Annotated in this window: 21 protein-coding genes, 1 pseudogene and 2 riboswitches; of the genes and pseudogenes, 5 read left to right on the forward strand and 17 right to left on the reverse strand. The window is 36.7% G+C overall.

Translation table 11 applies throughout. The features are described from left to right. Nucleotides 1–12 precede the first annotated feature (12 nt). The 6 genes from C1N55_RS17100 to mutY form a co-directional block, all read right to left on the reverse strand. The gene (locus C1N55_RS17100; RefSeq protein WP_137729920.1) at nt 13–981 is read right to left on the reverse strand and encodes an ABC transporter ATP-binding protein; all 969 of its coding nucleotides are present in this window, start codon (nt 979–981) and stop codon (nt 13–15) included. Further along, nucleotides 953–1,978 carry an ABC transporter ATP-binding protein gene (locus tag C1N55_RS17105; RefSeq protein ID WP_370452542.1) on the reverse strand — a complete coding sequence of 342 codons (1,026 nt, stop codon included), beginning with the start codon at nt 1,976–1,978 and terminating at the stop codon, nt 953–955. Before C1N55_RS17105 ends, C1N55_RS17100 begins: the two co-directional genes overlap by 29 nt. Nucleotides 1,979–2,363: 385 nt before the next feature. Then, nucleotides 2,364–4,109, reverse strand: coding sequence for an ABC transporter ATP-binding protein (locus C1N55_RS17110; RefSeq protein ID WP_137729922.1), 1,746 nt, complete (start codon nt 4,107–4,109; stop codon nt 2,364–2,366). A 328-nt stretch (nt 4,110–4,437) separates the two neighbouring features. Then, the gene (locus tag C1N55_RS17115) at nt 4,438–4,986 is read right to left on the reverse strand and encodes a nucleoside tri-diphosphate phosphatase (protein ID WP_137729923.1); all 549 of its coding nucleotides are present in this window, start codon (nt 4,984–4,986) and stop codon (nt 4,438–4,440) included. A gap of 298 nt (nt 4,987–5,284) precedes the next feature. After that, nucleotides 5,285–5,455: a hypothetical protein gene (locus C1N55_RS20620; RefSeq protein ID WP_168193891.1), complete on the reverse strand. Its 171-nt coding sequence runs from the start codon at nt 5,453–5,455 to the stop codon at nt 5,285–5,287. 68 nt (nt 5,456–5,523) lie between these two features. After that, the gene (gene mutY / locus C1N55_RS17120) at nt 5,524–6,579 is read right to left on the reverse strand and encodes an A/G-specific adenine glycosylase (protein WP_137729924.1); all 1,056 of its coding nucleotides are present in this window, start codon (nt 6,577–6,579) and stop codon (nt 5,524–5,526) included. Nucleotides 6,580–6,722: 143 nt separating this feature from the next. Here mutY and C1N55_RS17125 point away from each other — a divergent pair, with 143 nt between their 5' ends. Further along, nucleotides 6,723–7,709: a metal-dependent hydrolase gene (locus C1N55_RS17125; protein WP_137729925.1), complete on the forward strand. Its 987-nt coding sequence runs from the start codon at nt 6,723–6,725 to the stop codon at nt 7,707–7,709. A 91-nt stretch (nt 7,710–7,800) separates the two neighbouring features. Here the strand turns inward: C1N55_RS17125 and C1N55_RS17130 are convergent, their stop codons facing one another. From C1N55_RS17130 to recX, 3 genes are read right to left on the reverse strand one after another with little or no spacing between them, the layout of a single operon-like run. Then, a complete protein-coding gene (locus C1N55_RS17130) occupies nt 7,801–8,079 on the reverse strand; it encodes a YfhJ family protein (protein WP_137729926.1) in 279 nt (92 codons plus the stop codon). A gap of 1 nt (nt 8,080) precedes the next feature. After that, nucleotides 8,081–8,410 (reverse strand): YfhH family protein, encoded by a 330-nt coding sequence (locus C1N55_RS17135; RefSeq protein ID WP_137729927.1) that lies wholly within the window; start codon nt 8,408–8,410, stop codon nt 8,081–8,083. Then, nucleotides 8,403–9,212, reverse strand: a complete 810-nt coding sequence (gene recX / locus C1N55_RS17140; RefSeq protein WP_137729928.1) for a recombination regulator RecX — start codon at nt 9,210–9,212, stop codon at nt 8,403–8,405. The genes C1N55_RS17135 and recX overlap by 8 nt, the downstream gene beginning before the upstream one ends. A gap of 128 nt (nt 9,213–9,340) precedes the next feature. On the opposite strand from recX, the gene C1N55_RS17145 reads away from it, so the two are divergent. After that, the gene (locus tag C1N55_RS17145) at nt 9,341–10,132 is read left to right on the forward strand and encodes a polysaccharide deacetylase family protein (RefSeq protein WP_137729929.1); all 792 of its coding nucleotides are present in this window, start codon (nt 9,341–9,343) and stop codon (nt 10,130–10,132) included. Between the two features lie 40 nt (nt 10,133–10,172). Here C1N55_RS17145 and ribE (C1N55_RS17150) read toward each other — a convergent pair whose 3' ends face one another. The 3 genes and pseudogenes from ribE (C1N55_RS17150) to ribE (C1N55_RS17160) all read right to left on the reverse strand — a co-directional run bounded on the left by ribE (C1N55_RS17150) (nt 10,173) and on the right by ribE (C1N55_RS17160) (nt 11,964). Next, nucleotides 10,173–10,640, reverse strand: coding sequence for a 6,7-dimethyl-8-ribityllumazine synthase (gene ribE, locus C1N55_RS17150; protein ID WP_137729930.1), 468 nt, complete (start codon nt 10,638–10,640; stop codon nt 10,173–10,175). 80 nt (nt 10,641–10,720) lie between these two features. Beyond that, nucleotides 10,721–11,308: pseudogene (gene ribB / locus C1N55_RS17155) on the reverse strand (3,4-dihydroxy-2-butanone-4-phosphate synthase); the annotation flags it as partial. A 17-nt stretch (nt 11,309–11,325) separates the two neighbouring features. Then, complete coding sequence (ribE, locus tag C1N55_RS17160) at nt 11,326–11,964, reverse strand: riboflavin synthase (RefSeq protein ID WP_137729932.1); 639 nt, start codon at nt 11,962–11,964, stop codon at nt 11,326–11,328. Between the two features lie 119 nt (nt 11,965–12,083). Next, nucleotides 12,084–12,220: riboswitch (FMN riboswitch) on the reverse strand. Nucleotides 12,221–12,393: 173 nt separating this feature from the next. After that, nucleotides 12,394–12,526: riboswitch (FMN riboswitch) on the reverse strand. Nucleotides 12,527–12,723: 197 nt separating this feature from the next. Between ribE (C1N55_RS17160) and rlmD the strand changes: the two genes are divergently transcribed. Next, entirely contained in the window at nt 12,724–14,085 is a 1,362-nt protein-coding gene (gene rlmD / locus C1N55_RS17165; protein ID WP_370452625.1) for a 23S rRNA (uracil(1939)-C(5))-methyltransferase RlmD, read from the forward strand. Nucleotides 14,086–14,256: 171 nt separating this feature from the next. Here rlmD and C1N55_RS17170 read toward each other — a convergent pair whose 3' ends face one another. From C1N55_RS17170 to C1N55_RS17190, 5 genes are all read right to left on the reverse strand, one after another. Continuing rightward, the gene (locus tag C1N55_RS17170; protein WP_137729934.1) at nt 14,257–15,036 is read right to left on the reverse strand and encodes an ABC transporter permease; all 780 of its coding nucleotides are present in this window, start codon (nt 15,034–15,036) and stop codon (nt 14,257–14,259) included. Next, entirely contained in the window at nt 15,033–15,938 is a 906-nt protein-coding gene (locus C1N55_RS17175) for an ABC transporter ATP-binding protein (RefSeq protein ID WP_137729935.1), read from the reverse strand. Before C1N55_RS17175 ends, C1N55_RS17170 begins: the two co-directional genes overlap by 4 nt. Continuing rightward, nucleotides 15,938–16,141: a PLDc N-terminal domain-containing protein gene (locus C1N55_RS17180; protein ID WP_137729936.1), complete on the reverse strand. Its 204-nt coding sequence runs from the start codon at nt 16,139–16,141 to the stop codon at nt 15,938–15,940. Before C1N55_RS17180 ends, C1N55_RS17175 begins: the two co-directional genes overlap by 1 nt. Nucleotides 16,142–16,259: 118 nt before the next feature. After that, nucleotides 16,260–17,354: a DUF1648 domain-containing protein gene (locus C1N55_RS17185; RefSeq protein ID WP_137729937.1), complete on the reverse strand. Its 1,095-nt coding sequence runs from the start codon at nt 17,352–17,354 to the stop codon at nt 16,260–16,262. A 13-nt stretch (nt 17,355–17,367) separates the two neighbouring features. Beyond that, entirely contained in the window at nt 17,368–17,745 is a 378-nt protein-coding gene (locus C1N55_RS17190; RefSeq protein WP_137729938.1) for a GntR family transcriptional regulator, read from the reverse strand. Nucleotides 17,746–18,313: 568 nt separating this feature from the next. Between C1N55_RS17190 and C1N55_RS17195 the strand changes: the two genes are divergently transcribed. Both C1N55_RS17195 and nspC read left to right on the forward strand, forming a co-directional pair. Beyond that, nucleotides 18,314–19,540 carry a saccharopine dehydrogenase family protein gene (locus tag C1N55_RS17195; RefSeq protein WP_137729939.1) on the forward strand — a complete coding sequence of 409 codons (1,227 nt, stop codon included), beginning with the start codon at nt 18,314–18,316 and terminating at the stop codon, nt 19,538–19,540. Further along, nucleotides 19,541–20,683: a carboxynorspermidine decarboxylase gene (gene nspC / locus C1N55_RS17200; protein ID WP_137729940.1), complete on the forward strand. Its 1,143-nt coding sequence runs from the start codon at nt 19,541–19,543 to the stop codon at nt 20,681–20,683. Nucleotides 20,684–20,772: the final 89 nt, after the last annotated feature.

A 20,772-nucleotide genomic window follows, 5' to 3' on the forward strand; every position in this document is an offset into this window, starting at 1 on the left:
ATTAGTAAACTTCTAATCAGTAGTATATAAATGACACGCAACAGAGTGACCTGGTTTGACTTCTATTAAATCTGGGGTTTTCATCTTGCAAGTAACTGTTGCATAAGGGCATCTAACTTGGAACTTACACCCTGTTTCTGATACTGAATTTGAGATATCACCTGTTATTATCATTTTTTCCCTCTCAAAGGTTGGGTCAGGAATCGGAACAGCCGATAGTAATGCTTTTGTATATGGATGCAGAGGCTCAGCATATAAGGATTCACTTTCTGCCAACTCTACAACACTCCCTAAATACATAACCGCCACTCGATCACTAATATGGCGAACAACCCCTAAGTCATGTGCTATGAAAACATAAGTAAGCTTCAAATCTTCCTGCAATCTCTGCATTAGATTAAGCACCTGTGCTTGGATAGAAACGTCTAAAGCCGATACTGGCTCATCTGCAATAATAAGCTTCGGATTCGTCATAAGAGCTCGCGCAATTCCAACACGTTGTCTCTGGCCGCCACTAAATTGATGTGGATATCGCTTTGCATGATAGCTATCAAGTCCCACAATATCTAAGTATTCTTCTACCTTTTCTTTTCGTTCTTGCGAATTTCCAATCCCATGAACAATCAAAGGCTCTTCTAGAATCTTCTTCACTGTATGCCTAGGATTTAAAGATGCATAGGGGTCCTGAAACACCATTTGAATATCTCTTCTTTTTTTGCGCATCATTTTTTTAGATAGCTTAGAAAGATCTTCACCTTCAAACTCTATCGAACCAGAAGTTGGTTCTAGCAATCGCATAATTGTTCGTCCCGTTGTTGATTTTCCACAACCTGACTCCCCTACAATCCCAAGGGTTTCCCCTTCATATACTTCAAATGAAACGTCATCTACTGCTTTGACATGAGTTACCGTCTTTAAAGATGACGTACGTTTTGGAAAATATTTCTTTAATTTATCTACCTTCAATAACACGTTCTGCAATATTGATTCCCTCCATTTCCTGTAAGAAGCATCTAGATTTATGAACGATTGTTTCACCAACTTCAAATAATGGAGGATTTTCAGTCACACAACGTTCTGATGCATATTCACAGCGTGGTGCAAAACGACATCCCATTTGAATAGAACCTGGCTTTGGCACATTGCCTTTGATGGAATATAAAGTTTCCTTCTTATAGCGCATATCAGGAACTGATTGAAGCAAGCCTTTAGTATAGGGATGCTGAGGGTTTTTAAAAATCTCCGCTACTGGAGCTTCTTCCACAATTTGTCCTGCATACATTACTACGACTCGTTCGCAAACTTCCGCAACAACCCCTAAATCATGAGTAATGAGTAGGACTGCGGTTTTAAATTGGTTATTCAGTTCTTTCATCAATTTTAAAATCTGAGCTTGTATGGTTACATCAAGTGCAGTAGTCGGCTCATCGGCAATTAATAACTTCGGGTTGCATAATAAGGCCATTGCGATCATTACACGCTGGCGCATTCCACCTGATAATTGATGGGGATAGTCTTTCATTAGTTCTTCAGCTCTTGGCAACCCTACTAACTTCATCATTTCAATGGCTTTACTCGCCGCTTCCTTCTTTTTCAATTTTTTGTCGTGCAATGATATTGCTTCAATTAGTTGGTTCCCAATTGTGTATAGGGGATTTAAAGATGTCATCGGTTCTTGGAAAATCATCGCCACTTCTTTCCCACGAATTTTCCTCATTTGCTTTTCGCTTTGTTTCGTTAAATCAAGCTCCCCTAGAAGAATTTGACCCGATGTAATCTTTCCAGGTGGTGAAGGGACTAACCCCATAATCGATAGAGAGGTTACACTTTTCCCACAACCCGACTCTCCTACAATTCCTAAAATTTCTCCCTCATTAATATGAAAATCAATATGATCAACCGCAGGGACTCTCCCATCTTCTGTGAAAAAAGTTGTTTCTAAATCTTTTACTTGCAGTAGTAAGTTTCTTTTCATCATGTCCCTCCATAACGATTAGTGACCATCTAAACTAGTATCACTTTTCTTTTTCTATTACTTTGAAAAATTGATAGAGTTGAAATCTAGTAATTCATATTTTTTATGCTAAAAAAATTGAAAATAGCACAAAATTTTTTCGACAGAAATCAACAGGTTCGCCACTTTATCATGCTAATTTCCTAAAATCTACTTTCATGCGCCTCGGCGAAGACCCTAGAACAAAGCTATCGAAAGGAATTTTTAGACAAAATAAAAATGCTCAGATAAGTCGAAAATTGACTTACTTGAGCATTTTATGTCGTAAATTTTTTTAATATTTTTTGGAATATTTCTAAGCCAATGATAGAAAAGAAGTAGACTTAAGCAATTTTTGGCGAAGATACAGCTAATCTAATTTTTGAATTTGGAATAAATCATAGTATACCCCTTGCTTCTCCATTAATGTTTCATGATTGCCCTCTTCTACTAATTCACCATGATCAATGACGAAAATTTTATCTGCATGAGTAATTGTAGATAATCGATGGGCAATAATAATCGTTGTTCGATTACTTGCTAAACGTTCCAAAGAATCCTGGATTAGCGCTTCACTTTCTAAATCCAATGCTGAGGTTGCTTCATCCAATACTAATATCGGCGGATTTTTTAGGAATACACGAGCAATAGCAACTCGCTGTTTTTGTCCACCTGAAAGTTTAACCCCGCGTTCCCCAACTTTTGTATCGTAACCTTCTGGTAAAGTCATTATGAAATCATGGGCATTAGCAGCTTTTGCAGCAGCAATGACTTCATCATCCGTAGCATCGGGTTTACCCATTAAAATATTCTGCTTAACAGAATCACTAAATAATATATTATCCTGAAGCACGATTCCGATTTGTGCACGCAGGGAATGAATAACCGCATCTTTTACATCGATACCATCAATTTTGACAGCACCACCTGTCACATTATAAAAACGAGGGATTAAACTAACAATTGTCGATTTACCTCCCCCACTCATTCCAACAAAGGCGGCTGTTTCACCCGGCTTAATATCCAAGTTAATATTTTTTAATATCATTTGTCCTTCTTTTTCATATTGGAAATTTACATTCTCAAATGAAACTTGTCCTTTAACAGATGGCAATGTCCGAGCATATTCCTTATCTTGAACGTCGTATTCTTCATCCATTAACTCAAACATTCGATCCATTGAAGCAATCGACTGAGTTAAAGTTGTAGATGAGTTTACCAAACGACGCAGCGGACTATATAAGCGTTCAATATAAGCATAAAAAGCAGCCATTGTTCCGACCGTTAAATCTCCTTGAATGACTTGATAACCTGCATACCCAATTACAAGTAACGGGGCAATATCTGTTATGGTGTTGACCACTGCGAAGGATTTTGCATTCCACTTTGTATGGTCAAGGGCACGATCTAGAAACTCTCCATTTTCTTTATCAAAAATCTGTTGCTCGTGCTTTTCCAGGGTAAAGCTTTTGATGATACTAATGCCACTTACCCGCTCATGCAAATAACTTTGAACATGTGCTAAAGCCTGGGAACGTTTTCTCGTTAAATCTCGGAGCTTACCGAAGAAATACTTTACACTAAAGCCGAAGAAAGGCAGTGCAATAATTGCAACGATCGTTAACTTCACATCCATTGTTAGCATGATAGCAATAGCTATTAAAATTGTAGCAACATCCAGCCAAAGGTTCATCAGGCCAATCATGATAAAGTTTTTCGTTTGTTCTACATCATTAATAACACGAGAAATAACTTCCCCTGCCCGTGTATTTGCATAATATTTCAAGCTTAATTTTTGTAAGTGGCCAAATAATTCCTGACGAATGTCAAATAACACTTTGTTACCAACATGCTGAGCAAAATATTGTCGATAATATTCAATTGGCGGACGAATGATAAAGAATAAAATGACTGTTCCGCCTAACCAATAAACCAGTTCCGTAATTTTTTGACTGTCTGTTAAATCTGGTGCATTAATGATATTATCAATAACAATTTTGATCAATATCGGGATAAATAACGGGATTGCAAATTTAATGATCCCAATCACAATCGTTAATAGAATCTCCCAGCGATAGGGCTTCACAAAACGCATATAACGTTTAATACTATCCAAAAAATTCACTTCCTTTATAAACAAAACACAATGGTTGATAGGCGTCCAAATTTGGACACTTGATTACCACTATACTCTAGTTTGATATCAATTACACATTTTTAGGTTTTTAGGGCTTGCTTACACGTTGAACTTACGTTTTGAATTAATTTTGTACAAGTTGCAATTTTGATTGTCATGATTGCAACTTGAAGTGCTATAAAACAATTACCCTATCAAGATGCATTTTATTCCACCGATATATGCATCATTAGGCAAAGATTCTCCCCAATAATGTTAGCTCCAAACAAAAAATGGAGAAAAACAAAAATGTTTTTCCCCATCCCATTTATTTTTCTTTTGATTGCATCTCTTTATTAAATAGATAACGGTTTGTCCAGACTTCGATAAAATCAGGGGCGAAGGGACCTCTTTTTTGCTTGATCCAGCTTACAAGCTTATTAACATTACGTTTTAGGATTTTATCGATTACTTCCGGGTAGCCCATTTCCTTTTTATGTTGCTCATATTCATCTTCATCTAATAATGTATAGGACATATCTGGAAAGACTTTTATATCTAAATCATAGTCAATATATTTAATGGCATTATTATCAAAAACATATGGCGAGCTCATATTACAGTAGTAATAGACGCCATCTTCGCGAAGCATACAAATAATGTTGAACCAATGCTCTGCATGAAAATAACAAATGGATGGTTCCCTCGTCAGCCAAGTTCGTCCATCGGATTCCGTTACTAGGGTACGCTCATTTGCTCCAATAAATATGTTCTTTGTTCCTTTTAAAACCATCGTTTCTTGCCAGACACGGTGGATGCGACCATTATGCTTATAACTATGTATTTGTATCGTTTCTCCTTCTATAGGTATTGTCATGTAAAGCCCACCTTTTCGTCTCTATGTATGTATTTACATCGCTTGGTGATATTTTTGTCGAATTTGAAAATTTCAATCATCTAGCAACTATTAGGTCTATTATAGCAATGCTAATCAAAAACTTGTAGCTTGAAGAACATATTTTTCAAATAAGTTGGTAAAAATTAGATTAATCTTGAATTTATTATATGTATATTATGTAAATATTTTAAGCTAAAAAATTAAGGTATAGACAGTAGATGTCTATACCTAAAAGTGAATTCACTTTATTTACACTCGAGTTAGGGTGACTATATTATTAGTCGTTGTTTTCGTTGTTGTTATTACGTTGGTTGTTTTGTTGGTTTTGTTTTTGGTTTTGTTGACGAGCTTGTTGGAAATCTTGATCTACCGCAAACTCTTCATTGTTGTTGTTGTTATTGTTGTTATTGTTGTTGTTGCGGTTATTACGGTTGTTGTTGTTAGCCATTTGTTATCACCTCCGTAAATGTATTGTGGACGGAAGGATATGAGTTTATTCGACAATTTTAAAATAAGTTAATTCAGAACATTCAAAATCTTCAACATTGGTACTGGCATTGGTAAAGTTCTGATTTGTTCAATAGGCTGAAAATGCGCATCATTCGGTAGCTCCATTTTTTGTTCAGCTTGGACCTGTATACAATCCATCTCCCAAGTTAGATGAGAAAAAACATGCTTAAACTTTAATAAATCCTTATCAATATAGTTTGCTATTTGAACATTGTAGTTTTGCTCGAACGTTTCCTCACATATCGAATTTTCGTTGGTCTCAATCATCGGGAATTGCCACATATCTGCTAATAACCCTTCACTTGGACGTTTTTCTATTAAGAATCTACCTTCTTGATCGGTAGCAATAAAAACTTTAAAGTGCACTTTTTTATTTTTAACTTTCTTCGATTTTTTGGGTAATTGGTCCGCATCGCCTTCACTAAAAGCAGTGCAATAATCTCGCACAGGACAAAGTAAACATTTCGGAGATGTGGGTGTACAAATCATGGCTCCAAGGTCCATTAAAGCTTGATTGAAATCACCCGGGTGCTGTTCATCTATCAGCATCTCAACTGCTTCTTCAAATACTTTACGAGTTTTGTGCAATGCAATATCTTCTTCTATATGTAAAACTCTACTTAATACACGCATGACATTTCCGTCTACTGCATGTTCTGCTTTTTTGTAGGCTATACTTAGAATTGCTCCTGCTGTATAAGGACCAACACCTTTAAGCTTAGAGATATCATGACGATTATCAGGTACAGCAGCATTATATTTTTCTACAACTTCTTTAACACCTGCTTGCAAATTTCGTGCACGAGAATAATAGCCGAGTCCTTCCCACATTTTTAATAATTCCTCTTGGGGAGCATAGGCAAGATCTTGCAAAGTCGGATACTTTTCTAAAAAGCGATTGTAATAAGGGATAACTGTATCAACCCTTGTTTGTTGGAGCATAACCTCTGAAACCCATATTTTATAAGGATCTGATGTACGTCTCCATGGTAAATCTCGTTTCTCCTTGTTAAACCATTCGACTAAATGATGCCGAAATTCATTTGTGTATTGATAATTCATGATTTCCTCCGACAAATCTCGATTTTAAATTATAAAATTCGGGTATAATAATTTTAATGATAGTTCATTTTATCAATATTCTACTTTAAATAATACTGGCAAGTATATGGCCAAAATCCTCCATATACGAGGAGTTGATACGTTTGGATTCAGGCACACACTTAGTAATGGGCGTTGCTTTAGGTGGATTAGCTTTAGCAGACCCTGTTGTAGCAAATAATACAATGGGATTCGCTGCCGTAATGGCAGGTACGATTATCGGTTCACAAGCACCAGATGTAGATACCGTATTAAAATTACGAAATAATGCGATTTATATTCGCCATCATCGAGGAATTACGCATTCTATACCAGCAGTGCTTTTATGGCCAATTGCCATTACGGCTCTATTAAGCTTAATTTTCCAAGAAGCGGATATCCTACACTTATGGCTTTGGACTTTTCTTGCAGTCTTTCTTCATGTATTTGTAGATATTTTTAATGCTTATGGAACACAGGCTTTGAGACCATTCTCAAAAAAATGGGTAGCACTTGGTGTAATCAATACCTTTGATCCAATAATCTTTGGTATACATTGTATTGGTATTTTACTTTGGGCGTTTGGCTTTAATCCTGTAAACACATTCTCTATCATGTACTTAATAATTATCGGCTATTACATTTTACGTTTTGTATTGCAAGCCGCAGTAAAAAGAGCGGTTCACCATACCATTCAGGACGAGGACTATGTTATTGTTGCTCCCACAATGCGTTTTTTCAATTGGCGTGTTGCAGCAAAATCAAAAACTCATTATTATGTTGGCCGTGCATACGGTAGAACGGTCAATATTTATGACAAGTTTGAAATTCACCCGCTCCCAAAAACACCGATTGTTGAAAGAGCATTGGAAGACTCAAACTTAAGCGCCTTTCTTTCCTTTTCTCCATTATACCGTTGGGAAATTTCCGAGCTTGAGAATGGTCTTACAGAAGTTCGATTGATCGATTTACGATATCGAAGTAATGATCACTATCCTTTTGTTGCAGTAGCTCATATCGATGAAGAACTAAACGTGATTAATTCCTACACTGGGTGGATCTTTAGTGAAGATAAATTGCAACAGAAGCTACAAATCGGCGCAAGTGATTAAAAGTAATGGGGAATACGCTCACAAAAGCATCCTGCAAATAGAAGGAGTTGTCCTAAAACACTAGGACAACTCCTTTTACAATCCTTCTCATTTATTGAAGTTTATTCTCATCACTTTCATCTAAAAGGTGTGCGTACTTTGGATTTCTCCCGGCAAATTCATGAATTTTATCGCCGAAGCTCGTAATCCATTGTAGAATAATTTTTTCTGTATATTCTGCCCCACGGTAATCATAGCCAGCTTTTGCATAAGTTGATTCAAAATCGGACCACAATAGCTCAATCCAAGTACGTGCCTTATTGACAGAAAGGTTTGGATTTTTTTCAGCAAGAATCTGTGTTAATTTTTCTATTGAGTGATTTTCATTCATTTTATTTGCCTGCTTTCATTGGTAATAGAATTGAAATCGGCAATGCTTCTTCAAAACGATCTCCACCTAAACGATACCCCCAAGCAAAGCGACCTTTTAAATATTCTACTTTGAAAAACTCTCCTGGTGCACCATCGATTCGATACATTTCACCTTTTACAATTGTTTGAGGATCAATTAGATATGCTGCCGCCATTGTTGCTTTTCTTTCATATACAGCAAATTCGTTTACAATGCCAAGTTGTTCAGCTTTTCTCGCTTTTTCTTTTAGCTTCGCAATTTCCTCTCTTAGTTCTTGCTCTGTCATTTCTGCATAGCTTTTTTCAGTCATTTTCTTCTGTCTCCTTCTCATCTAAAAAGCGGTCTATTATTTCTATTGGAAAACCTTTTTGATATAAGGCTTGTTTTGTTTTCATTTTAAGATCATTACCAGTAAGTTTTGAAGCATATTTGTTCCAAAGCTTCTCACCTTGATTCTCAATCATTTCGTACCACTGATCATCTTCTCGCTCTAGCTTGATTTGGTCAAGTATTTCGTTTGTAATGGAAAAAGAATACCCTTTTCGCATTAGTACATCTTGAATTTTTTGCTTTACTTGCATGGGTGTTTTGTTTTGATTTGCTCGGATTGCCTTTTCTGCAAGCTCCATAGCAATTGTTAGCTGTTCTTTATGGGAAAAAGAATCGAGTACTTTAGTTTGTGTTTCCTTATCGATTCCTTTTTTAATTAGATCTTGTTTAATGGCTCTTGGCCCTTTTTTTGCCGTTTTTTTCTTCGTTTCCAATAATGCTTTTGAATAGCTTTCATCATTTAGAAAGCCTAGTTTTTCAAGTTTTCTTAACGCCTCTAATACTACTGACTCACCAAACCCAGCATCCAGTAGCTTCTTTTTCACTTCGAATTCACTGCGCATTTGATAGCTTAAAAAATTTAATGCTCGATTGAAGGCTTTGGCAATTTCATCTTCGTAGGTTATTTCATCGACATCAAATTGTTCTAGAACTTTTCCTTTGGTTAAACCAAACTTTATAAGTGTCGATTCGTCCACTGCAAATGCATATGTATCATTTAAATAGATATTATATCGTTCTGGATTGTTTTTTTGTCGTCCTATTTTAGATATGACTTGCATTTCAAACACTCCTTCTACAACAAGTATACATGTTTTTTAAGATTGTTTCATTTGAGAATATTTGACGTTGGTTAGCATAAAGAAATTGATTTCGCACAATATAAGCAAAAAGGAGGCTAAAATTCTTTATGTGGAAACATCACATTTCTGGTTTAACATTGTGTGCAATTGTTTTTGCTATTGCCTTTTATCTAGTTAAGCCGGATGTCGCAAATGCACAAGCATACTATTGGGGTTTCACTAAATCAAAAGATGGGATGCCTGTAGATGCTGGTGCGAACTTTGAAGAACTCTTAAAAAACAATGGAGCATTTTATAGAGGAGATCCAAACAAAAAAATAATTTATTTGACTTTTGATAGTGGTTTTGAGAATGGACATACAAAAGCGATACTAGACACATTAAAAGAAGAAGAGGTACCAGCTACATTTTTCCTAGCCGGTCACTATTTAGAAAGTGCAAGTGACTTAGTCAAAAGAATGATTGACGAAGGACATATAATCGGAAATCACACATATGGCCATCCAGATTTATCAAAATTATCAGACCAAGAAATACTTAACGAGTTGCAAAAATTTGATAAGAGACTAAAAGAAACAACCGGACTAAAACGTACATATTACGTTCGTCCTCCTAAAGGAATTTTTACTGAGAGAGTATTTGATGTTGGCAATAAACACGGCTATACCTATATTTTTTGGGATACTGCTTTTGTCGATTGGAATACTGATTCTAGTGTAGGTTGGGAATATGCTTATGATGAATTAATGAATCAATTGCATCCTGGTGCAGTAATTCTTCTGCATACAATTGCTAAGCATAATGCGGACGCACTTCCGAAATTCATCAAGGACGCCAAAAAAGAGGGTTACACCTTTGGCTCACTCGATGATTTAGTAATGGATCAACTACTTCAATAAAGTAAAGGGATTCTCGTACTTCACGAGAATCCCTTTATAATTAATTAAACATCTTTTTCAAATTAGCCATTTCAATAGCAGACACAGCTGAATCATAACCTTTGTTTCCAGCCTTAGTTCCTGCTCTTTCGATTGCTTGTTCGATGTTTTCAGTTGTTACGATACCGAAAATTACTGGTACATTTGAATTTAAGGATACACTTGCAATTCCTTTTGCAGCTTCATTGTTCACATAATCGTAGTGAGTTGTTGAGCCACGAATAACAGTACCTAGTCCAATAACTGCATCATACTCCCCTGTTTCCACCATTTGTTTTGCGATAAAGGGTACTTCAAAAGCCCCTGGTACCCAAGCAATATCAATATTTCCTTCTGCTACGCCATGTCTTTTTAGACCATCCAATGCGCCATCAACTAATTGTGAAGTAATAAAATTATTAAAACGACCAACCACAATCCCTATTCTTAAATCTGTCCCGATTAAATTTGCTTCAAATAATTTTCCCATTTTATAAGCTCCCTTCGAAATCCTTAATTTTTAGAGTTTTACTCACTGATTAAAATATTGTTGTTATTACGTTTTTCACAATAGTGCACCAAATCTTCAATGGAGATGAGTTTTAAGCCATGCTGAATGGCAAAACTCATTAAACCATCTAAACGTAACATTTCTCCGTCATCCCCCATAATTTCACAAATAACGCCTGCCGGATAACTTCCGCATGCTTTTGCCAAATCTATTGCCGCTTCGGTATGGCCCCTTCTTTCTAGGACTCCACCCGCTTTTGCAACTAATGGAAAGACATGCCCGGGTCTTCTAAATTGACTTGATGTTGCCTTTTCATTAATCATCTGAAGAATTGTAAATGATCGCTCGTAAGCACTAATACCGGTTGTTGTATCAATATGGTCTACGCTCACTGTGAATGCGGTTTGATGATTATCTGTGTTGTTTTCAACCATTGCTGGCAATTCTAATTTTTTTGCAAGTTCCTTTTGTATCGGAGTGCAAATTAACCCACGCCCATATGTAGCCATAAAGTTAACGTTTTCAGGGTTTGCATACTCAGCAAGTACGACTAAATCTCCTTCATTTTCACGATTTTCATCATCCACTACAATAACAATCTTCCCTGATTTCAAATCCAGCAAAGCCTCTTCTATTGTATTAAGCATGTGGAAACACCTCCCATTTAGAATCCATTTTGTCTTAAAAATTCCATAGTGATATTTGAAGTTTGTTCTGTCTTTCTTAAATGATGCAAAACATACTTTCCAAGCATGTCTGTTTCTATATTGACCCTTTCCCCTACACCTTTATGTCCCAAAATCGTTTCTCCGTAAGTATGGGGAATGAGTGAGATTGTTACATTACTATCTGTAACTTTAAAAAGTGTAAGACTAGTTCCATCAATCGTAATAGAGCCTTTCGGAATACAATTTGTTAGTAATTCCTTTGCCACTTCAATTTCAATGTAGACAGCATTGGAAACAGGTCTTTTACTTTTAATGGTTCCTACTCCATCAACATGTCCTGAAACAAGATGTCCTCCAAATCTGCCATTTGCACTCATCGCACGCTCTAAATTAACATAATCCCCTATTTTCAGTGCATGGATAGTTGTTGCCATCACTGTTTCCGGCATTACATCGACAGTCATTTCTTCATTGTTAAACTGTGTAATTGTTAGACATACTCCATTTACTGCAATGCTGTCCCCTAAGTGTGCATCTGAGACTATTTTCTTTGTTGCAATCGTTATTTGCATACTGTTCACATCTTTTTTAATAGCCGTTACTTTTCCTTGATCTTCAATAATGCCCGTAAACATCTACTCACCTCATTTCTAATTTTAAAAATAAAAACCCCTTAGAAATCCTAAGGAGTTTGGGAGTATTCATGGCATAGCTAAAAAGCTTTTTGAAATCATCTTTTCAAAAAGTGCCACAATTCATCCTTCTCCCATCCAGACTATACTGTCGGCTTTGGACTCACACCAAATCCTGCTCATTATCTGAGCTCACGGGCTTAGAAGCATTTACTTCATCACCGTCGATTGGGAATTTCACCCGACCCCGAAGGACAATATTTACTTAAAGCATTCATCAAATAAAAAATCCCGTCATTCGGGTGACGGGATGAGTAAGTACAGGAAAAAATCATAACAAATAAGACCATCAAAAAATCAAATTTTAATGGTTTTCCTAATAGAACTTGGCGAATATCGAAAATACTCTTAACGTTAACCAAGTTTGCACTTATACTCCTTCTCCCATCCAGACTATACTGTCGGCTTTGGATTTGCACCAAATCCTGCTCATAAGAGCTCACGGGCTTAGAAGCTTTGCTTCATCACCGTCGATTGGGAATTTCACCCGACCCCGAAGGAATTTTTTATTTAATTGCTTTTAACGATATCATGAATCGCAAAATATATCCAATAAGCAATCGAATAACTCTATTTTCAGTAAAAAGGAATCACTCGAATATGTTAGGAAATATTTAGCCATTTGCTTTAAGTTACAGCTTCGTTATAATGTTTAGATGAACTTATTAAAGGACGTGAACGCTTTTGAGCGATAAAGTGATGATGGAAATTGGACAGAAATTTCCTTTAACCATAAAAAGATTAGGGATTAATGGAGAAGGTGTTGGCTTTTATAAACGCAATGTGGTGTTTGTTAAGGGAGCATTACCAGGTGAAGAAGTAACAGTAAGAGTTTCCAAGGTACAACGTAGTTTTGCAGAAGCAGACATTTTAAATGTACGAAAAGCTTCTAAAGAGCGACAAGAACCAAGCTGCCCTGTATATAACGAGTGTGGTGGGTGTCAACTCCAGCATTTAACATATGAGGGACAACTAAAAGAAAAACGAGATATGGTTGTACAATCTCTAGAAAAATACGTGAAACCTATTGCTGAAACGACAGATATTCGACCAACGATTGGAATGGACAACCCTTGGCATTACCGCAATAAGAGCTCCTTCCAGGTTCGTAAAGAAGGAAAACGTGTTTACGCTGGCCTTTATACTGAAGGAACAAACAAACTGTTGAACATCAATGACTGTACTGTTCAGCATCCATTAACATCGAAAATAACAGTTGCAACACGTAAAATATTGCAAAAGCTAAATATCTCAATTTATGACGGGAAAACTTTAGACGGATTAGTCAGAACAATTGTGGTTCGTACAGCCATGCAAACTGGAGAAACTCAAGTTTGTTTAGTAACGACAAGAAAAGACATTCCACATAAAGATGAATTAATCGAACGCATGCTAAAAATTGACCCAAGCATTGTTTCCATTACACAAAATATTAATCGCGAAAAAACATCACTTATTTTCGGTGATGAAACAATCATTCTGCATGGCAAGGAAACCATTCATGAAAAATTAGGCGAGCTTGCCTTTGACTTATCATCACGCGCCTTCTTCCAATTAAACCCGGAGCAAACAGTTCATTTATATGACGAAATTAAAAAAGCAGCTGAGTTAACCGGTAAAGAAAAGGTAGTCGATGCTTATTGTGGTGTAGGAACAATTGGCTTATGGCTAGCTCGTGAGGCAAAAGAAGTACGCGGAATGGATGTAGTTCCTGAAAGTGTTGACGATGCAAAGAAAAATGCACGAAATCACGGGTACAGGCACGCACGTTACTATACAGGTACTGCAGAAGATTGGTTGGCAAAATGGAAACGTGAAGGATTCATTCCAGATGTCGTAACTGTGGATCCCCCACGGACTGGGCTTGCACCAAGTTTTATTAAAACCGTCATGAAAATTAAACCGAAACGTTTTGTTTATACTTCTTGTAATCCCTCTACATTCGCGAAAGATTTACAGGAATTAACGAAAATTTATAAGGTTGACTACATTCAACCGGTTGATATGTTCCCTCAAACAGCCCGAGTTGAAATCGTAGCAAAATTAACACTAAAGAATAAATAATGAAATACGAAAAGGCACTGTCTCCTATGGAAGCTGGAGAAGGTGCCTTTTAATGTGGGCGTGTTTCATTAGAAGAAGAACTGCTTTTATGTGAGGGATTGTAGATCATCTTCTATTTAGAGAAAACCAGAGAGCTATTGGACATATCACTCGGAGATGTAGGCAAATATACTATTCTAGAATCTCTTTATGCTTAAAAATTTGTATAGTTAAAATGAGAACTACGATGATTAAAGCAACAGTTAGAAGAAACGTTGGCAAGAAACTGGACTGAAGTTCTCCCGATTGCAACAGATGCCCTGTGTGTCCTGTTAAGGTCGCCGGGCTCCACTTCAGCTTATTTTGCATTATTGAAGTAACCGTCGAAATAACAGCGACAACGAGGATTGTCATGAAGGCAACACTGCCGCTCCCTTTCATTACTGTGCTAAAAAACAACGTCAATGTCACAACAAAAATCAACCATAAACTATAGATACCAAAGCTTTGAAAAATTTGTTCGGCAGCAACTGATTCAATAAGCAAATTTGTATAGTACCAAGAAGCAATATACCCTAAAAACAACGAGAGTAATGTTATGCTTACTAACCCAGCCCACTTCGATAAAATGTAGGAAGAATACGGTACTGGTTTACTCATGACCATACCCGCCACTCCGTTCTGTCTTTCTGCAGAAACAGTTCCCATCGCACTCAGGACGAGAATGAGGACACCAAGCATTCCATAATTAGAAAGTACCCCCATCAATACTTCTGCTCCTGTCGGAAGCGGCATCTCTATTACTGCACCTTCAGGCAACCCACCAAAATTATCCAAGATTTCCGGCATATAATAAGAACTAATTGGCTGCATAACGCCGAGTAAAATAAAAACGAGAGGAATCCATAAAATTTTATAATTACGTATCATTTCCGTTATTTCTTTTCGATATAGTACCACCCATTGCATCATGCATTCACCACTTCCATAAATAAATCCTCTAGGGTCGTTTGTGCCAGCTCAAACTTTCGAATTGGAACTCCTTGATTTACAATTTGTTGTAATAGAGTTTGTCTTCCTTTTTCCATATCAGTTACACCGATACTAGCTAGATTTCCTTGTATCTTCACCTCAGAAACAAAGCTATAACTCTCTATGCTTTTTAGCCATTCAGAAGAGTCGGAGTCAAATTCAATCTGGATGATTGGTTTTTGATACTGCGCCATCACAGTTCCTAATTCCCCAGATATCGCTATCTCCCCATTATTAATAATTAAGATGTCATCACTAATTTCTTGCGCATCGTGAAGGACATGGGTGGAAAAGAGAATTGTCGTTTCCTGTTTAATTTCCCGCATCATATCTAGAACCTCTCTTCGCCCTAGTGGATCGAGAGCTGAGACAGGCTCATCTAAAATAAGTAACTTCGGACGATGAATAAGTGCCTGAGCTAATCCTAGGCGTTGTTTCATTCCCCCTGAATACCCGCCTATTTTCCTCTTTTTCGCATCAATTAAGCCTACACGTTCCAGCAATTCTTCACTTCTTTTTTCAGCCTCTCTTCGATTAATCTTAGCTAGCTCCGCAGCGAAAACGAGAAACTCCTTCCCGGTCATCCAATTAAAAAAAGAAGGGTATTGAGGCAGGTAGCCAATAAATTGTCTTAAGTCCTTTTGTTTAGCCTCTTGGAAATAAATACTTCCTGAAGTCGGTTCCAGTAATCCGGAAAGCATTTTTAATGTCGTTGTTTTACCCGCTCCATTTGCTCCTAGTAACGAAACACATCTTCCTTCATCTATATTAAAGGTAATTCCTTTTACAGCATTTGTTTCCCCATATTTTTTGACTAACCCTGTTACGTTTAATAGCTCCATTAATCATTTCTCCTCCCAATGACGAAGTAAAGCACTGGTCCAATTATGTTGATGAAAAGGATGATTAGAATCCACATCCATTTAGGTCCATTTGTTTTTTCTGAGCGAATGCAAAAAACTAATGCGATAATCACTAATAGTAATTGGATACCTAATATTGGTGCAATTACACCCCAAGGAACTTCATTTAACAGTTCTCTCATTTTTACCCCTCCAACTTGTTAATTGCTTTCCTTTGCTAAATCGTTCCCTTTTCAATAAATTCTATGAAAACTAAAAATCACTCTATTGATCGTTGTTAGAAAAGAATTAAGTAACTTCTTATAATAAAAGAGAGATTAAAATGATAATAATAAGTGGTACAAAGACAATTACATATCCAAACGGATTAGCCAAATTGATCGTCCAGCCCACGCCGAATCGCTTCTCAACAAAAATGGAAGGATCATTTTGATTAAAATAGAACATTCCACCCTTCCAATATTTGTCCTCATCTATGTCCATAATTCGTGCTTCAACTTGAATTTCCCTTACTTTATCTGAACGTCCTACTTTTATTGCAAAGATTAGTGTTCCTATCAATACTAATAATAAGAAACCAAATGGTATTACGATTTTCGTACCTCCATCCCCGACTTCCGGATGAATGGTCATGAGCTGGAAATAGCTCATTAACATCGTTACGCCCAACAAGACAATGTATAGCAACCAGCTAGAATATTTTCTTAAACTTAATTGACGATTACGAGATGATTCTAAAGCTGTCGCACTGAGCTTAATGCCTGATTTTTTAGTTGCTACATGGATGCCTAAAAACATCAATTGCATTGTCAATAACAATAAGGAAAGCTGTATTGCTGAAAAGTGTGTTTTGTCCGTAAAAGCATCTGCTTCTCCACTTGGTCCCCAGTGAGTAGGAATTTGATCTGGCAGAAGCTCATAGTTCAATAATGTGTAAATCAACAAACCAACAGTCGAAAGTATCGGTAGTAGGTACACATACCACGGTAACATTTCATCCTGCTTGCGAACTGATAAATCCATAACTTTCATAGGCTTTAGATTTTCAACCCATTCATTTTGCTGCTTTAGCTGCTTCGTTTTTCCATGGTAATACAAATAAAAAGACAAACTAATTAAAATTAGCGCAAACTCAATAATTACACCAGTTAACGCAATTTGGTTCTCCAGTCGTTCATCACTGAGCATCCAGCCAATATAAAATCCTAAAATGATGATTGATAATATTCCCACACTCATTGAATACTGTTTTCTATACTTTTCGATTGTTTTATCTTCAATATATTGCTCAGGGATCATAACACCAAATACAACCGTTCGATTAACTAAATAAGGGATCACCGTCTGTATCACTGCAATAAATATTGTAATAATGAAAAAAACTAAAAATGACATTTAACTTCCTCCTTTACCTTTCTTTCATTTCTTTTAATACGGCGCTGACTAAATCCTGCATTTCCAATTTGCTCATACCTATCACTAAAGCTTCTGCAATTACTGGTTTCAGTTCGTTAATAATCTGTTGTTTTCTTTCTTCGCTCAATTGTTCAGTGGGAGAAATAATGGCACCTGATTTAGGAACAATTTTTATAATCCCCTTTTTTTCAAGCTCATGATAACTTTTATTAACAGTGTGCATATTTACTCCAAGATCTGCTGCAAACGCTCTAACGGAGGGTAACGAATCTCCGTAAACAATTTCTCCTCGAGCAATTCCTTCTATTATTTGGTTTGTAAGTTGGGTATAGATTGGTATATCCGATTCGGCTTCAATTCGAATGATCACTTAAACCCCTCCAATCTGTTCTATATTTATTATAACAATCTGTTCTACATTCAATATAACACAATTGTTCTATAATGCATAGAACAAAATAAAGCGAATTAATTTATTTTTGATTGATCGTACCTTTTCATTTTCGTTTGCGACCTCTTTATAGCAAGTCAAACCAATTCTTCAGCAGCTTTCGAAAAATATGCAAATAATTCTTGAATTTTTGTTTACCCTAAAAGCAAATGGGAATACGTAAATTATGTAGTGATATGAATTCTTTACTTATTAAATACATTGAAATTTATTCATGTGTTTTACATTGGAAAACATTTGCTAGATTTAACACATTTTTTGTCGAAAAATGATTGCTACAGAAAAAATATTTCTGTATAATCTGTTTTATTGTTCATCTTTAGTTTCAGACTAAAGTTGATAGCTCAGGTGCGTTTCTCTAGGTTCGAACGAGTTTTTCCAGTAGAATGTAGGGGAGTTACTTCGCCTTGGCACAAGTATTTTATTAACATGCCTCACCTGGTTAGAAACCAGGTATGCAGGCTTAAATTTAGGGGGTTATAAAGAATTGGGTAAAGCATTGATTATTGGTGCTGGCGGTGTTGCTAGCGTTGTCGTGCACAAATGTGTACAAAATTCAGAAGTATTCGAAGAGATTATGATCGCAAGTCGAACAAAATCTAAGTGTGATGCTTTAAAAGAAAAATTAGACGGTGGAAAAACGATTATCCATACTGCGCAAGTTGATGCGGATAATACTGACGAGCTAATTGAATTAATCAATGGATTTAAACCAGATGTGGTAATTAATGTAGCTTTACCATATCAAGACTTAACAATTATGGATGCATGTTTAGCTACAGGTGTGCATTATGTTGATACTGCAAACTATGAGCCACCTGAAACAGCTAAGTTTGAATATAAATGGCAATGGGCTTACAAAGAGAAGTTCGAAAAAGCTGGCTTAACGGCACTTTTAGGTAGTGGATTTGACCCAGGTGTAACAGGCGTATTCTCTGCATATGCTTTAAAGCATTACTTCGATGAAATTCATTACATCGATATTTTAGATGCAAATGCTGGTGATCATGGGTATCCTTTCGCTACAAACTTCAACCCAGAAATCAACATTCGTGAAATTACAGCAAACGGACGTTACTGGAAAAACGGCGAGTGGGTAGAAACTGCACCACTTGAGCATAAAGAAGTTTATAACTTCCCAGAGATTGGTCCTAAAGATATGTACCTTCTTTATCATGAAGAACTAGAATCTTTAGCGAAAAACATCACAGGAATTAAGCAAATTCGTTTCTGGATGACATTCTCACAAAAATATATTACTCACTTAAATGTATTAGAAAATGTTGGGATGACTTCAATTGAACCAATCGAATACGAAGGTCAAATGATTCAACCACTACAATTCTTAAAAGCTGTTTTACCGGACCCAGCTTCACTTGGACCACGTACAAAAGGTAAAACAAATATCGGGATCATCGCTCGTGGTATTAAAGATGGCGAAGAGAAAACTTACTACGTTTATAACGTTTGTGATCATGAAGAGTGCTACCGTGAAGTTGGCTCTCAAGCAATCTCATACACTACAGGTGTTCCAGCTATGATTGGTGCAATGCTTGTTATGAATGGCACTTGGCAAAAACCAGGCGTGTACAATGTAGAAGAGTTTAATCCAGATCCATTCATGGAAGCTTTAAATAAATGGGGTCTTCCATGGCAAGAAAGCTTTAATCCTGAACTGATCGATCTTAACTTTGACGAAAAAGAGGCAAAGTAAATGAAAGCTATCGATTGGAAAGCAGCGCCGTCTCCTAGTTATGTAGTGGACGAGCGTTTGCTGTTACGTAATTTAGAAATTTTAAAGTCTGTTCAAGATCGTACAGGCTGTGATATCTTACTTGCACTTAAAGGGTTCTCGATGTTTTCAACATTCCCTATGGCGCGTAACTATCTAAAAGGTATTACATCAAGTTCTTTATTCGAAGCCCGTCTAGGCTACGAAGAATTCGGTAAAGAGGTTCATGCTTATGCACCAGCCTATTCAGAGTATGAAATTGATGAGTATCTAAAATATGTGGATCATATTGTGTTTAACTCTTTTGATCAATTACACAAGTACAAAGAAAAAGTACAAAGTGTAGAAGGTAAACACGTTTCTATCGGATTACGTGTAAATCCTGGCTATTCAGAAGTGGAAACACCTTTATATGACCCTTGCTACATCAATTCTCGCCTAGGCATTCCTGTGGATTCGTTCCGTCCCGACGAGCTTGAAGGTGTAGAAGGTATCCACTTCCATGCAATGTGTGAGCAAGGTTCTGATGTACTGGAACGTATTTTGGTTCACTTTGAAGAAAAATACGGCGAGTACTTACATCAAATGAAATGGATCAATTTCGGTGGTGGTCACCATATCACTCGTGAAGATTACGACGTAGATAAGCTTGTTTCATTGATTAACTACATGCAAGATAAGTACGATGTAAAAGTTATCCTAGAGCCAGGAGAAGCAATCGCTTTAAATACTGGTTACTTAGTAACAACTGTACTTGATGTTGTGAAAAATGGTATGGAGATCGCTATTCTAGATACTTCTGCAACATGTCATATGCCAGATGTTCTAGAAATGCCTTACCGCCCACAAATTATCGATGCGAGCACGCCAAATGACAAGGCATACACATACCGATTGGGTGGTATGACTTGTCTAGCGGGCGATGTAATCGGAGACTACTCATTTGATGCACCTCTAAAAGCTGGAGACAAAGTTGTATTTACAGATATGGCACACTACACAATGGTAAAAACCCATATGTTCAACGGTGTAAACCTGCCAAGCATCTGTCTATACAACGAAGAAGAAGGCGTAAAAGTCGTACGCCAATTCGGTTACGAAGACTACAGAAATAGATTGTCTTAAATTGTTTGTGTACCAGGTACCCAAACAATTCGGAAACATTTCTGATAATTGACCTAAAATAAAAGCTTTGCAGGAGATTTTTTTCCTGC

Source organism: Lysinibacillus sp. SGAir0095 (assembly GCF_005491425.1).
Classification (GTDB): domain Bacteria; phylum Bacillota; class Bacilli; order Bacillales_A; family Planococcaceae; genus Ureibacillus.